This is a genomic window from Streptomyces pratensis (assembly GCF_016804005.1).
GTDB classification, from domain to species: Bacteria; Actinomycetota; Actinomycetes; order Streptomycetales; family Streptomycetaceae; genus Streptomyces; species Streptomyces pratensis_A.
On the sequence record NZ_CP051486.1, the window covers coordinates 7,644,031 to 7,657,970 of the forward strand.

13 protein-coding genes are annotated in these 13,940 nt (G+C 70.0%); 7 read left to right on the forward strand and 6 right to left on the reverse strand.

The features are described 5' to 3' along the window. Positions 1 to 89: 89 nt before the first annotated feature. Together HED23_RS32080 and HED23_RS32085 are read right to left on the reverse strand one after the other, a co-directional pair. The gene (locus HED23_RS32080) at positions 90 to 1,919 is read right to left on the reverse strand and encodes an MFS transporter (protein WP_203186817.1); all 1,830 of its coding nucleotides are present in this window, start codon (positions 1,917 to 1,919) and stop codon (positions 90 to 92) included. Positions 1,920 to 2,110: 191 nt separating this feature from the next. Then, the gene (locus tag HED23_RS32085; RefSeq protein ID WP_203186818.1) at positions 2,111 to 5,239 is read right to left on the reverse strand and encodes a hypothetical protein; all 3,129 of its coding nucleotides are present in this window, start codon (positions 5,237 to 5,239) and stop codon (positions 2,111 to 2,113) included. A gap of 193 nt (positions 5,240 to 5,432) precedes the next feature. On the opposite strand from HED23_RS32085, the gene HED23_RS32090 reads away from it, so the two are divergent. The 4 genes from HED23_RS32090 (at position 5,433) to HED23_RS32105 (ending at position 9,784) form a co-directional block, all read left to right on the forward strand. Then, entirely contained in the window at positions 5,433 to 6,152 is a 720-nt protein-coding gene (locus HED23_RS32090) for a GOLPH3/VPS74 family protein (RefSeq protein WP_203186819.1), read from the forward strand. 238 nt (positions 6,153 to 6,390) lie between these two features. Then, entirely contained in the window at positions 6,391 to 7,248 is an 858-nt protein-coding gene (locus tag HED23_RS32095; RefSeq protein WP_203186820.1) for a helix-turn-helix domain-containing protein, read from the forward strand. 185 nt (positions 7,249 to 7,433) lie between these two features. Further along, positions 7,434 to 7,640, forward strand: coding sequence for a DUF397 domain-containing protein (locus HED23_RS32100; RefSeq protein ID WP_014155679.1), 207 nt, complete (start codon positions 7,434 to 7,436; stop codon positions 7,638 to 7,640). 560 nt (positions 7,641 to 8,200) lie between these two features. After that, entirely contained in the window at positions 8,201 to 9,784 is a 1,584-nt protein-coding gene (locus HED23_RS32105; protein ID WP_203186821.1) for a sodium:solute symporter family protein, read from the forward strand. Between the two features lie 82 nt (positions 9,785 to 9,866). Here HED23_RS32105 and HED23_RS32110 read toward each other — a convergent pair whose 3' ends face one another. The 3 genes from HED23_RS32110 to HED23_RS32120 all read right to left on the reverse strand — a co-directional run bounded on the left by HED23_RS32110 (position 9,867) and on the right by HED23_RS32120 (position 12,043). Next, positions 9,867 to 10,982 (reverse strand): ADP-ribosylglycohydrolase family protein, encoded by a 1,116-nt coding sequence (locus HED23_RS32110; protein ID WP_203186822.1) that lies wholly within the window; start codon positions 10,980 to 10,982, stop codon positions 9,867 to 9,869. Between the two features lie 234 nt (positions 10,983 to 11,216). Further along, positions 11,217 to 11,690, reverse strand: coding sequence for a carboxymuconolactone decarboxylase family protein (locus HED23_RS32115; RefSeq protein WP_203186823.1), 474 nt, complete (start codon positions 11,688 to 11,690; stop codon positions 11,217 to 11,219). Positions 11,691 to 11,782: 92 nt separating this feature from the next. Next, entirely contained in the window at positions 11,783 to 12,043 is a 261-nt protein-coding gene (locus HED23_RS32120; RefSeq protein WP_203187727.1) for a hypothetical protein, read from the reverse strand. On the opposite strand from HED23_RS32120, the gene HED23_RS32125 reads away from it, so the two are divergent. Together HED23_RS32125 and HED23_RS32130 are read left to right on the forward strand one after the other, a co-directional pair. Then, positions 12,025 to 12,177, forward strand: a complete 153-nt coding sequence (locus HED23_RS32125) for a DUF397 domain-containing protein (protein WP_203186824.1) — start codon at positions 12,025 to 12,027, stop codon at positions 12,175 to 12,177. The two genes, HED23_RS32120 and HED23_RS32125, sit on opposite strands and share 19 nt — an antisense overlap. Continuing rightward, positions 12,174 to 12,392, forward strand: coding sequence for a DUF397 domain-containing protein (locus HED23_RS32130; RefSeq protein WP_238442193.1), 219 nt, complete (start codon positions 12,174 to 12,176; stop codon positions 12,390 to 12,392). The genes HED23_RS32125 and HED23_RS32130 overlap by 4 nt, the downstream gene beginning before the upstream one ends. Here HED23_RS32130 and HED23_RS32135 read toward each other — a convergent pair. Next, complete coding sequence (locus tag HED23_RS32135) at positions 12,365 to 13,471, reverse strand: alkene reductase (protein WP_203186826.1); 1,107 nt, start codon at positions 13,469 to 13,471, stop codon at positions 12,365 to 12,367. The two genes, HED23_RS32130 and HED23_RS32135, sit on opposite strands and share 28 nt — an antisense overlap. 58 nt (positions 13,472 to 13,529) lie before the next feature. Between HED23_RS32135 and HED23_RS32140 the strand changes: the two genes are divergently transcribed. Continuing rightward, positions 13,530 to 13,904, forward strand: a complete 375-nt coding sequence (locus tag HED23_RS32140) for a MerR family transcriptional regulator (RefSeq protein WP_203187728.1) — start codon at positions 13,530 to 13,532, stop codon at positions 13,902 to 13,904. Positions 13,905 to 13,940: the final 36 nt, after the last annotated feature.

The window sequence follows — 13,940 nt, forward strand, 5'->3', positions numbered from 1 at the left end:
AGCGGACCCATGTGTTCGCCGCCGCAATGTTGGCACCTCATGGCAGCACACCTTGCCAGTGCCGCACGCCCGGAGGGAGAGTTCCCGCGTTATTGGCGCAGTTCCTCGGGGCACGGCGTGCCCGGCTTCAGCTGGTACGGCGCCGCCAGGCGGTAGACCCCGGGGCGCGGGGCGAGGAGCTCGGTCCACTCGTCGCCGTCCCCGTCCTCCTCCACCTTGATCAGGCAGCCGTGGACGTTGGTGAAGTCCTTCGGGGCGTTCCCGTCCTCCGCCGAGCGCTCCTTGGAAGCCTCCGTCTCCTGCGGCCGCTCCACGCTCTTGCCCTCGTCGTCCACGACTGCGAGCCACCGGGAGTACGGGATGCGGATCAGGACGCGGCCCGCCGACCGCACATGGATCGTCAGCTTGTCGTCGTCGGCCCGCTCCACGGTCGCGGGCGGGTCGGCGAGAGGCACCGGGTCCAGGACCCGGAACAGCTTCCAGTTGGCGTCGCTCCAGACCGGCTGAAGATACGGCTGGCCCTTCGCGATCAGCGCGGCCTCCTGTTCCGCTCCGCTGCCGTCCAGCTTCCCGGCCGGCAGCACCACGTAGTGCACGGCCCAGCGGTTCAGCCACTCGTGGTAGTTCACGGCGTCGAGGGTGTCGTCGTAGAAGAGGGGGTTGCGCTTCATGTCGGCCTGCCGGTTCCAGCCACGGGCCAGGTTGACGTACGAGTCGAGCGCCGACGCCTCCCGGTGACTGCTGGCCGGCACCACCTCGACCCTGCCCCGCTCCGCCCCCACCTTCTGGAGCTGGTTGACCAGGGGAGCCAGCTCGCGGGCCCACGAGGCGGTGGGCGCGGTGCGCACGATGTCGTCCACGCCCTTGAAGCCGATCCAGAAGTTCAGTCCGGCGAAGGCGAGGACCAAGGCGTACCAACGGCGGGTACGCGGTGCCGTGTAGGGCAGGGCGGCCAGCAGCGCGATACCGGCGAACAGCATCGCCATGCGCGAGACGTTCGACCCGATCTGAGAGTCGATGACGTACGTGAGGAGTGTCCCCACCCCGTACACGGCGGCGGCCGTGCGAACCGTGTGCCAGCCCCGGGGCACGAGGAAGAACACCAGGACGGAGAAGATGAACGGCAGCGAGAGCGTCCCCAGCGACATCGGCTGCGTACCGGAGAAGGGGAACCACCACGAGGACAGGGCCACCACCACGACGGGCGGCAGGCCGATCGCGTACGCCCCGGGGCGCCGCTTGTTCAGGAACAGCGCCGCCGCGACCACCCCGAGGAAGAGGCCGGCGACCGGGCTGCCCGCCGTCGCGAGCCCCGCCAGCGGCGCGGCGACGACGGCCTTCGCCCACCGCTTGCGACGCCAGCGGTGGGGCCAGCAGAAGACCGCGGCCACGGCCCCGACCGCGAACATCATGCCGAGCCCGAACGTCACCCGGCCGGAAAGGGCGTTGCACAGGTACGCGAAGACCCCGGCGAGCGCACAGGCGAGAGGGTTGCGCACGGCGGGCACCCGGACCAGGATCAGCGCGGTGAGCGCCGAGGACACCGTGCCGGCGATCATCATGGTCGTACGGACGCCGAGCACCGACATCAGGTACGGCGAGACCACGCTGTACGAGACCGGGTGCATCCCGCCGTACCAGGAGAGGTTGTACGCGGTACCGGGGTGGCGGCCGACGAACTCGGCCCAGGCGTCCTGGGCGGCGATGTCGCCGCCGCTGTTCGCGAAGAAGAAGAACCAGAGCAGGTGCACTGCCGCGGCGACCGCGGTCGTCAGCAGGACCGGGTGGCGCCGGATGCGGCTCCGTATCGAGCTGTCGGGCCGGTCGCCGTCTCCGGCGGCCTGGGCCGGGATGCGGACGGAGACACGTTCGGCGGGCTGTGGACCGGTGTCCGCCCGTGTCGGCTCAGCGGTGGTCACTGCGACTCTCCCCGTCCTTGCCCGGGCCTGCCGAACCGTCCAAGTGCCGCACGGCCTCATCCGTACCCGTGAGGACGCGTCCCGGCGCCCTCCCGTTGTCTTGGGACGCTAGCACGCGGCATTTTCCCCGCGCTGCCCTATCGGCGGACGGCCCCGCCCCCTGCCCCGCGAAGGGGCAGGGGGCGGAACGGTCAGCTGATCCGGGTGAGCTTGTCGCCGAACGACGGCTCGGCCAAGGCGTCGCCCAGGTTGACCGCGACCTCCACCTGGCTCGCGCCCTCTCCGACGGTCATCGTGCCGACCCTCGTGCCCGCGGCTGCCGCGCTCGGAATCGTCTTGCCGTCGTCGGTCAGTTCGAGCTTGACCGTGAGGCCGGGCCAGCCGACCGCCTTCACGTCCTCGGCCACCACCACCTCGGTGGTACGGCCGAAGCCGTCGTCGACGACACCGACGACCTGCCCCTTCTTCACGACGGTCTTGCTCTCCAGGAGGTCCTGCGTGGCGATCATCGCCTCCTTGCTCACCGCGTTGACCGTGTCGATGATCGCCGGCTTGTGCTGTCCCAGGATCGCGCCGACGATGAGCTGGTCGGTGTCGCCGACCATCTTGTGCGCCGCGAAGAGCAGGTTGCCGCCGGCCTTGGTGGTGGAACCGGTCTTGATGCCGAGCGCGCCGTCGTACGGGACGAGGGTGTTGTAGTTCCGGTGACTGTGACCCGACGGGTCCGTCCAGGACGGCAACTTGGTGATGTCCATCAGCGCCGGGATCTCGACCAGCTTCTCCCCCAGCTTCACCTGGTCCTCGGCGGAGCTCACCGTGGTCGCGTTCAGCCCGGACGGGTCGGTGTAGGTGGTCTTCGTCATGCCGAGTTCCTCGGCGGTGTCGTTCATCTTCTTGACGAACGCCTCCTCGGAACCCGCGTCCCAGCGGGCGAGCAGCCTGGCGATGTTGTTCGCCGAGGGGATCATGATGGCCGAGAGGGCGTCATGCAGCGTGATCGTCTCTCCGGCCTTGACCGTGTTGAGGGTCGACTCGCCCACCGAGTCGAGCTTGCCCTCCTCCTCCGCCTTGGCGTCGATCTTGACGGCCGGCCCGTCCGTGCCCTTCTTCAGCGGATGGTCCTTGAGCACGACGTAGGCGGTCATCGCCTTGGCCACGCTGCCGATCGGTACAGCCTTCTGCTCACCGAACGAGTCCACCGTGCCGAGACCCGTGGCCGCCATGAAGCCCTGGCCCTCGTCCGGCCACGGCAGTGACGGCTTGCTTCCATCGAACGCGTAGGTCTGCTTCGCCGTCAGCTCGAGAACGGGCTCCGGAAGCGGACGCGCCGCCTGTGCGATCGCGAAGACGATCAGGAGGAGGAAGACCAGCGGCGTCCAGATCTTGACCCGGCGGACCGCGGTGCGGACCGGGGTCTCCGGCGGCGGCGGGGTGTTCGTCAGCTCGGCGAGCAGGTCGAGCGGCGGCCTGGGCGGCATGGGCTGCTGCCTGGTCCGCTCGGCCTCGGCGAGCCCGGCTCCGGGGGCCCCGGGAGTGCCGGAGCCCGCCTGGACGTCCGGGGTGACCGTCGGGCCGACCACGGCTGCGGGACGTACGTCGTCCGAGCGCAGCGGCACGAACTTGCTGGTCCGCTCGGAGGGGGGCTCCGAGGAGGACCCGGACGTTCCGGGAGCCTTGGCGGCCCAGGAAGCCGGCTTCCTCGCCGCCTCTTTCTCCTTCGGCGGGAGCTTCAGCGCGGTCGTCGGCTGGTCGACCTGTACGGCCCGCGGCGCCTTGAAGACGGCGGTCGGATGATCGATTCCGCGCCCGTCGCTCGCGGGCTCCGGCTTCTCGGCCGGGGAGGCTTCCTCACGGGTCTTCGGGACACGGGGAGCGTCGGCTTCGCCGGAGGCGCTGACGACCGACACGTCATCGGCACCGGCACCGGCACCGGCACCGGCACCGGCGGACGGCTTGGCGCCGCTGGCCGCTGAGACCTTGGCGCCACTGCCAGCCGAGGCCTTCGCGCCACTGTCCGCAGAAACCTCGGCACCGCTGTCGGCAGAGGCCTTCGCAGCGCTGGCCGCAGAAACCCTGGCGCCACTGTCCGCATCGACCTTGGCGCTGCTACCGGCCGGAGCCTTCTCGTCACTGGCCGCCGCAGAGACCTCGGTACCACTACCGGCCGAGGCCTTCGCAGCGCTGTCCGCAGAAACCTTGGCGCCACTACCGGCCGGAGCCTCCTCGTCACTGGCCGCAGAAACCTCGGCACCGCTGTCCGCAGCGACCGTGGCGTCACTGCCTGCCGGGGCCTTCTCGCCACTGTCGGCGTTCGAGTCATCGGCGCCGGCGCCGCTCGGCGTCCCGTCGGCGTCTGCGGACACCGGGTCGTCGGCGCCCTCGGACTTCCCGTCGGCGACAGCCGGGCCGCCGCTGCCGTCGGCCGCGTCGTCGTCCTCGGACGGCTTGCCCACGGCCTCGGCCGCACCGCCCTGAGCTGCGGCTTCCTCGTCAGTATCGGTCGCCACCCACGCCGCTACGGCGGCGCGCAGCCGGGCATCGGGCGGCGTCGGTCCAGTGCCGGCCTCAGCATTCGAATCGGCATCCGGCTCGGGCCGGGAGCCGGAGGCGGAAGCGGTCCCGGGCCGCTCGTCGGACCCTTCATCCGCATCCGCATCCGCATCGTCCCCGGCAACGGGACGGGCTGCGGGCTCTGCCCCCGGAACGTTCTCGGAGTCCTGCTCGCGCCCTGCGCCCGAAGCGGGCACGGCGTCCGAAGCGGGCGCCGCATCGGGCAGCTCCCCGGCGCCGGAAGCGGTCGTGGCGTCGGAAGCGGAACCCGAACCGGCCTCGGCGCCCGCCGCACCGTCCACGGCACCGGTCTCGGGCCGCTCATCGGCCTCGGAGGGGCCGGAACCGTCTTCGGCCTCAGCAGCGGTCCCGCTCCCGGTCTCGGCCTCGGCTGCCGGGGCCGGATCCGTCTCCGTCGCGGCGGAGGCGGGCTCTTCAGCCTCCACAGGCGCCCCAGGCGCCGTCGTGGACGCTTCGGCCTCCTGCGCCTCGCCGCCGCTCCCCTCGGCCTCCTCGCGGGCCTCAGAGGCCCCCCCAGGGCCCTCCGAGGACTTCGAGGGCTCCTGGGACGTCGACACGTCGGCCTCCCCGTCACGCGGCAAGCGGAAGACCGCCGTCTCGCTGTCCGTCGCGGAGCCCGTCGTCCCGCCCGCCGTGTTCCCGCCCGCCGCGGCGTCCGGTTCGCGGAACACGGCGAAACGCGGATCGCGTTCCTCAGCCGTCCCCGACGACTTCCGCTGCTCCGACTTGTCGGGGGACTCGCCCGCCACCGATACCTCCTTGTGAGCCGCGGGGTCATGCCCGCACTGTCCGAACCATCTACCAGTGTCCTGTGTGAACCCTTGGCCGAGCCGCTAGACGAGAACGACATACCTAACGGTTCCCTCACAAAGCACCCAGGCACCCTCGACAGACCAATGTGAGAGGGGTCACCCTGTCACTCATCCACGCGGGGAGGCATGGATGGGCAGGAGCCGCAGAACAATTCCGGAGGAGCTTCTGCTGCTCGCTCTGGACCCGACCACGGGTACCACAGCGCAGCCGCAGTCGCTCGACCTCGGCCTGGCCGGGGCACAGCTAGTGGAGCTGGCTCTGGCAGGACGGATAGCCCCTGACGGGGATCGTATCGCCGTGGTGATGCCACGGCCGACAGGAGATCCGACTCTGGACTCCGCACTGGAACTGCTGCGCCGTCGTGGCAGTCCGGTTCGGGCGGTCCACTGGATCGGCGGACCCCGACTGGGACTTCGCCAGATCTACCTCGCTCATCTGGAGCGGTGCGGCATGGTTCATGCCGTGGCGGGCCAGATGTGCGGAGTGCTGCCGACGACTCGCTACCAGGCGACGGACACGGCAATCAGCCGGGACATCAGAACCCGGCTGGACAGCGCGATCCGCACCGGCGTACCGCCGGACCCGCGGACCGCGGCGCTCGCCGCACTGGCCCACGCGGTCGGACTCGGCAAGCACCTGTACCCCGGGAACGAGGGGCGCTCGTCGCGCTCCCGGCTCCGGGACCTGATCAGACACGACCCGATGGGCGGTCTCGTGGCGCATGCCGTGATGGACGTCCAGAACGGTGTGGCGGTCCAGCCACGCCGTAATCAGCAGACGGCAGGCGTGCCGTTGCAGCCGCAAGCGCAAGCGCGTCGCGGCAGCATGGCGCACACCTCCGTCCACTGACAGCACGACCGCGCGGACACTTGCGCGGAGCACCGAAGACCGCCGCGCCGACGTCCCCATGACCCGGTTCGGGAGCCGCACCAGGCGCGGGGCAGCCGGATCCACCGGCTGCCCCGCGCTGTTGCGTGAGGTCATTGCGTGTGGCCATTTCCCAGCGCACCCGGGGGCTCGGGTGGCAATCTGCTGAGCAGTAGACACGCACAGCTACAAAAGCTGCATAGCCGGAGGTGCCGTTCCCGTGCCGACCAACGTCAATCCCACCGTCAGGCGACGCCGGTTGGGTCAGGAATTGCGCCGCCTCCGTGAGATCAAGGGCATGACCGCCGAGGAGGTGGCCGAGCGGCTGCTGGTCTCGCAGTCGAAGATCAGCCGCCTGGAGAACGGCCGCCGTTCCATCAGCCAGCGAGACGTGCGCGACCTCTGCGGCGTGTACGAGGTCCAGGACCACCGTGTGGTCGACTCCCTGATGCAGATGGCGAAGGACTCCCGTCAGCAGGGCTGGTGGCACGCCTTCGGCGACATCCCGTACAGCGTGTACATCGGGCTGGAGACCGACGCCGAGTCCCTCCGGGTCTACGAACCCCAGGTCGTCCCCGGCCTGCTTCAGACCCGGAGTTACGCGGAGGCCCTGATCAACGGCGCGCTGCCCGAGGCCCCGCCCTCCGACATCGAGAAGCGGGTCAACGTCCGGGCCCGCCGTCAGGATCGCGTCAACGCCCCGGAGCACCCCCTGCGCCTGTGGGCCGTCATCGACGAGTCCGCCCTGCGCCGGCTCGTCGGCGGTGAGCAGGTCATGATCGAACAGCTCGAGCACCTCATCGAACAGTCCCAGCTGCCCCATGTGACCGTGCAGGTACTGCCCTTCGAGATGGGGGCGCACCCCGGCATCAACGGCCAGTACGCCATTCTGGAATTCCCCGACGCGGCGGACTCCAGCGTCGTGTACATCGAAGGGGTCACCAGCGACCTCTACCTGGAGAAGGCGAACGACGTGCAGCGCTACAGCGTCATGTACGAGCACCTGCGGGCCCAGGCGCTGAACGTGGACCAGACCCGTCAGTTCATCAGCGGCATCGCCAAGAGCTACACCCGCTGAACGCTTCCGCCGAGGTGAGGGCGGGAAGATACACCGCCCCCACCTCAAGCGGAAGACCTGCATGGAATAAGCCATCCGGTCGAGTGAACGGCTGCACCACCACGCGATGTTGGCGAGTAGCGTCGATCACGCCAACAGGAACGAAGTTGGTGCCACTCACATCAACTCTCTGAACCGGAGTGAACATGGCCATTCTTCAGGGTGCTACGGAAAACTGGACGAAGTCGTCGTACTCCGGCGGCAACGGGGCGTGCGTCGAAGTGAAGTCGCCCGTCACGCAGGCCATCGCCGTGCGCGACTCGAAGGCGCCCGAAGGTCCCTCGCTCTCCTTCGTCTCCGGAGCGTGGAACACCTTCGTGCGCGATGTCGCGTCGGGTTCGATCAACGCCTGACCGGTACGCCGGCTCGCGCACCGCGCCGTGCACCGGTCACCGTGCACGACCGCAAGGAGCCCTCTCGACTGGTCTCGCCGTCCTGGCCGAGGGGGCTCGGCACCCGCACCGTGCCCGGCGCCGCAGTCCGACGTACCGCACAACCCACCACCTGAGCAGCCGACACCGTCAGCACGCCCGGCACCATCGGCGCGTAAGCCTCACGTCGTGCAGCTCTCCCCCTTCTCCGGCCGCACGGGACCCGCATCCCGTGCGGTCGTTCTGCGTTCTCGGGCGTTCTCGGCGTTCCTGCGTTGCGTCGATCTCTGCACAGCCTGACGAAGTGCTCGCTCATGGTGAGGCCGTCGTCACGCTCACGACAACGCCCAGCATGGTCAAGAAAACGTAAAATCGTTCGACTTACTGATCCGCGTTCACATCTCTGACCGAGAAAACCTTGACCGTGGACCCGGGCAAGCGGTTCAATCCCCGAAGTCCCCGTTCCCGCACGGGGGCCCCGCTGAACGGCCGTACTGGCGAAGTGCGTTCCCGTTCACAAGGCGGACCCCTGGAGGGGGCACATGAACAGTCTCGACTGGGCCGTGCTCATCGGATACTTCGGTGTGATGGTCGCGATCGGACTCTGGTCGCACAAGCGCGTGGACAACGTCAGCGACTTCTTCACGGCCGGCGGCAAGATGCCGTGGTGGCTGTCTGGCATCTCGCACCACATGTCCGGTTACAGCGCGGTGATGTTCACCGGCTACGCGGGCATCGCCTATCAGTACGGCGTCACGTCCTTCGTGACGTGGTCGCTGCCGATCGCGATCGGCATCGGCATCGGCGCAAAGCTCTTCGCACCCCGTCTCAACCGGCTGCGCTCGCGACTGCACGTCGCCTCGCCGCTGGAGTACCTGAAGAACCGCTACAACGTCCCGACCCAGCAGGCCCTGGCCTGGTCCGGACTGCTGCTGAAGATCGTGGACGTCGGTGCCAAGTGGGCGGCCATCGCCACTCTGCTCTCCGTCTTCACGGGCGCCACCCTCACTCAGGGCATCTTCATCACCGGCATCGTCACGGCCGTGTACTGCACGGTCGGCGGACTGTGGGCCGACGCGCTCACGGAGCTCGGGCAGTTCATCATCCAGCTCTTCGCCGGTGTGGCCATGCTGGTGATCGTCATGAGCAAGCTCGGCGGCATCAGCTCACTGTGGACGGTCTGGGACAAGCTGCCGGAGGGCCACACGGAGCCGACGGCGGGCCCCTACACGGTGACCTTCCTGCTGGCTTACCTCTTCATCAAGACCTTCGAGTACAACGGCGGCATGTGGAACCAGGCCCAGCGCTACATGGCGACGGACTCCGCACGTTCCGCGACCCGTTCGGCCTACCTGTCCGCCGGTCTGTGGCTGGTCTGGCCCGTCGTGCTCTTCTTCCCGATGTGGGTGGCACCGCTGCTCGTCGAGGCACAGAAGCCCGACGCATCGGACAGTTACGCCCTGATGACCGAGCAGCTGATGCCGCACGGGCTGCTGGGGCTGGTCGTCGTCGGGTTCTTCTCGCACACGATGGCCATGTGCTCCTCCGACGCCAACGCCATCGCGGCGGTCTTCACCCGGGACATCGCACCGGTCTTCTCCAAGGCGGCCCGCACCTGGAGCAACCGCAGCGGACTCATGGCCGCGCGCCTGTCCACCCTCGCGTTCCTCGGCCTGTCCATGGCGCTGGCCACCCAGATCAACTCGCCGACGTTCAAGGACATCATCTCGGTCGTCATCAAGTGGGTGGCCGGACTGATGGGTCCGATCGCCATCCCGTTCATGCTGGGCCTGCTGCGCAGGTTCCGCCGGTCGGGCCCGACGGCGGCGCTCACAAGCTGGGCGGCGGGGCTGCTCGCCTTCTTCTTCACCAACTACAACCTCGACGGTTCGGTGAAGACGGACGTCGCCCTCCAGTACCAGGTGGCCCTGCCGCTGGCGATCTCCCTGGTGCTCTACATCGTCATCGGCTTCATCAAGCCCGAGGACACCCCGGAGCGCGACGCCTTGATCGAGACGATCAACTCGGACGCCGGTGGCCCCGGCGGCGCAGCCGGTGCGGCAGCCGTGCCCGCGCAGAAGCCCGGCCCGGAGAGCACGGGGGTCCCGGAAGGCGTGAAGGACTGACCGCCCCCGCACACGGGGGCACATGAACGGTGGGCGGGCGCGGCGGCGTCCGCCCATCTCCGTTCTCCGGCGGCGCTCCCGCTCAGTCCCGCGGATAGCGGGCCAGCCAGCCAGGGGCGACCGCGGTCGGACTGTGCAGGGCGGGCCCCTGGGTCATCTCCATCGCGAAGTCGTCGGAGAGTTCGAGGAGCGTCGAGCGCCCCTCCAGTTCCGCCAGCCAGGCCGGCGGCAGCGCGGTCTCGCCGTGCAGGGCCCCGAGAAGGGCCCCGCAGACGGCCCCTGTGGCCGCGGACGGCCCGGAGTGGTTCACGGCCAGCCGCAGCCCGTGGCGTACGTCCTCGCCCACCAGTGCGCAGTAGAGCGCCACGGCGAGGACCTCCTCCGCCGAGTCGGTGTCGCCGAGCGCCTCGATGAGTGCCGGCCCGGGAATCCCCTGGCGTACGGAGCCGAGGGCCTGCCGTAGCGCCTCGGTGACCTGTTCGTTGCCCGGACGCTCGGCGAGCAGGGCGAGCGCGTGCTGCACCGAGCCGTCCAGGGTCTCCCCCCGGGCCAGTCCGTGAACCATGACGGCGAGCGCTCCGGCGGCGAGCTGGGCTGTGGCGTGGCCGTGGGTGTGGGCGGCGCATTCGACGGCCAGCTGGAGGACGAGCTGGGGCTCCCAGCCGACGAGCAGCCCGAAGGGCGCGGAGCGGGTGAGCGCGGCCGAGTCACGCGCCGCGGGGTTCTTGGGGACGGCGAGCGTGCCCATCGTGGCGTCACCGAAGCCGACGAGGCACTCCCGGGTGGGGGCGCGGCGGGTGTACAGCCATTCCTCCCTGGCGAGCCAGCCGTTGTCCTTGCGGCGTTCGTCGGGCCCCCAGGCGCTCTGGGTGGCCGCCCAGCGCAGATGGGCGCGGTGCACGTCGGTGGGCGGGTGCCAGGCGCCGATGTCGCGGCGCACCTGGGCGCGGATCAGCCCGTCGACGGTGAAGAGGGTGAGCTGGGTGACGGCGGTGACGGCGCCCCGTCTGCCGTGCACGGCGACGAAGTCGGTCACCCCGTCCACGCCGTGGGCAGCGCGTATGGCCTCCAGGGTGAGCCCCGAGACACCCGCGCCGAGGGCGTCCCCGATGGCACCGCCGAGCAGGGATCCCCGTACCCGGCCGCGGAAGTCCTGCTGCTGGACACGACCCCAGACGGCTGTGGTCCCTGTGCTCACCGTGCCCCTTCCGCCCGACCCTCCGTGTGCGACTGCGCAAGCACTGTAATCGAACGGGAAGCACCGGTTCAGGGGCGGAACGGAATGTACGGAGTTTCGCCTCCTGGCACGTGACCGACCCATTTCCGGTGAACTGCCTGCCCTGCGGGACGCCCGGAAACACCGGGCCGTCCGGCACGTCGGAGGGGCCGCTGCCGAGGCCGGGGGACCGGACTCGGCAGCGGCAGAGCCGGTTCAGCCGAACATGCCCGGCTGGTAGTCACCGGCAGGCTGCTGGACCATGACGTTCATCCGGTTGTAGGCGTTGATCACGGCGATCAGGCCCACCAGGGCGGCGAGCTGGTCCTCGTCGTAGTGCTTCGCGGCGTTCGCCCACGCCTCGTCCGTCACGCCGCCGGCCGCGTCGGCGATACGGGTGCCCTGCTCCGTCAGCTCCAGCGCGGCACGCTCGGCGTCGGTGAAGACGGTCGCCTCCCGCCAGGCCGCGACCAGGTTGAGGCGGAGCCCCGTCTCGCCGGCGGCGGCGGCCTCCTTGGTGTGCATGTCGAGGCAGAATCCACAGCCGTTGATCTGGCTGGCGCGGATCTTCACCAGCTCCTGTGTCGCGGCCGGCAGTCCCGAGTCCGTGACCACCTTGCCCGCCGAGTTGATGTGCCTCAGGAACTTGGCCGCGAAGGGGCTGGCGAACATGTTCAGACGAGCATCCATCGTGTACTCCCATGCCGTTGCTGCTGTGCGGTTACACCCCTTCGACGGAACGGGCCGCACGGGATGTGACATGGGTACGCGTGATCCACGTCTCAGGCGGGTGCTCTCCCCTGCCGGCACTCCGCGACCCGCAGCACGTCCCTGAGCGACTCGACGGCCCGCGTCAGCGCGAAGCGCACCGCCACCTCCCCCGCAGCAGGGTCGGCCGGCACCGCCTCCGCGCCGAACAGCACTGCCGTACCGGACTCGACCATCTCGGCCTCCACCTCGTCGGCCAGGCGCGACATCCTGCTGCCGGGGTCGTCCGTGCTCAGGTAACAGGGCCTGCCTTCCGGTGAGTTCCAGGGGAGCAGACCTCGAGGTGGCCGACGGCTTCCCCGGCCTGGTGCCTGTCCGGGACAGCAAGGTCGCGGCCGGTCCCATCCTCATCGTCGCCGCACCCGCATGGGCCGCCTTCGTCGACGGCGTACGGACGGAAGTCCTGTGACGGCCGTACACGACCTCTCCAGCGCCACCTGGCGCAAATCCAGCTGCAGCGACGGTGGTGCGAACAACTGCCTCGAAGTCGCCGACGGCTTCCCGGGGCTCGTGCCCGTCCGCGACAGCAAGGTCTCCGACGGTCCCTGCCTCGTCATCGCCGCGCCCGCCTGGTCGGCCTTCGTCGCCCACGCCGCTCACCCCACGCCGTCGAGCGTCGGATAGTCCGTGTAGCCCGTCTCCCCGCCGACGTACATCATGTACGCGTCCCGGACCTGGTTCACCGGAGCGCCCGTGCGCATCCGCCGGATCAGGTCGGGGTTGGCGAGGAAGGGGCGGCCGAGCGCGATCACGTCGGCTCCGGCGGCCAGGAGCCGCTCGCCGTGGGCGAGGCCGCCGTCTTCCGGGATGCGGTCCTTCGGCAGCACCGGGTTGGCGATCAGGGTTCCGGGCCAGTCCTTCCGGATCCGCTGGAAGACCGGGTCCTCCGGGTCGGCGTACCCCACGTGCAGATAGGCCAGGCCCGTCCCCGCCAGCGCCCCGAGGAGCGCCGGGTAGATCTCCTCGGTGTCGCCCTCCTCGACGCCGTTGACCGTGCTCCACGGTGAGACGCGCAGGCCGACCCGCTCGGGGCCGATCGCCGCGGCCACGGCCTCGGTCACCTCCACGGCGAAGCGGATGCGGTGATCCACGGACCCGCCGTAGCCGTCGGTCCGCCGGTTGGTCCCCTGGGCGAGGAACTGGTGCAGCAGATGGCCGTTCGCGCTGTGCACCTCGACTCCCTCGAAGCCCGCCTCGATCGCGTTGCGGGCCGCCGAGGCGAAGTCCGCGACGGTGGACGCGATGTCATCGGCGGTCATCTCGCGGGGTACGACCGATGGCACGCGCCCGGCCGGGGTGTGGATCGTCTCGGGCAGCGCGATCGGTGAGGGGGCGACGGGCGTGAGTCCGCTGGTGTCGGGGTGGCCCGCGCGCCCGCCGTGCTGGATCTGGAGGAACATCTGCCCGCCCTCAGCGCGGACGGCCTCGGTCACCCGGCGCCATCCGGCGACGTGGGCCGGGCTGTGGATCGCCGTGATGTTCGGGTAGGTCTGGCCCACGGGGTTCGGCGTGGACGCCTCGGCGATGATCAGCGCGGCCGAGGCCCGCTGGGCGTAGTAGGTGGCCATCAGCGGGGTCGGTACACCCTCCGGCGTGGCGCGGTTCCGGGTAAGCGGTGCCATCACGATGCGGTGGGGAAGGGTGAGGGGGCCGAGGGCGACGGTCTCGAAGAGCTTCGGGGAGGAAGTGGCTGCGTTCGTCATGCCGGAACGGTAAGAATTGACACCGGTGTCAGGTTCAACCCCGGAGGCGAGGAATTCCATGCGGATCGGCGAGCTGGCCAGGCGTACGGGCGTGAGCGAGCGCTCCTTGCGCTACTACGGGACCCAGGGGCTGCTGACGGCGGACCGTACGCCCGGCGGCCACCGGGACTACCCCGAGGGCGCGGTCGACCGCGTGATCCGCATCCAGGAGTTCTACGCGGCCGGGCTGGCCAGCGCGAAGATCGCCGAGCTGCTTCCCTGCGTACGGGACGCGGACGGCGGCCCCTCCGAGATCGCCACCCCGCGCCTGGTCGGCGACCTGTCCATGGAGCGCGACCGCATCGACCGCAAGATCGACGAACTTCGCCGCTCCCGGGAGGTTCTGGACGACGTGATCGCGACGGCGGCGGGCGAGACCGCGAACGGGGGCTGAGCCGCCCTCGTGCTCCCCGTCGGCGGGGAGCACGAG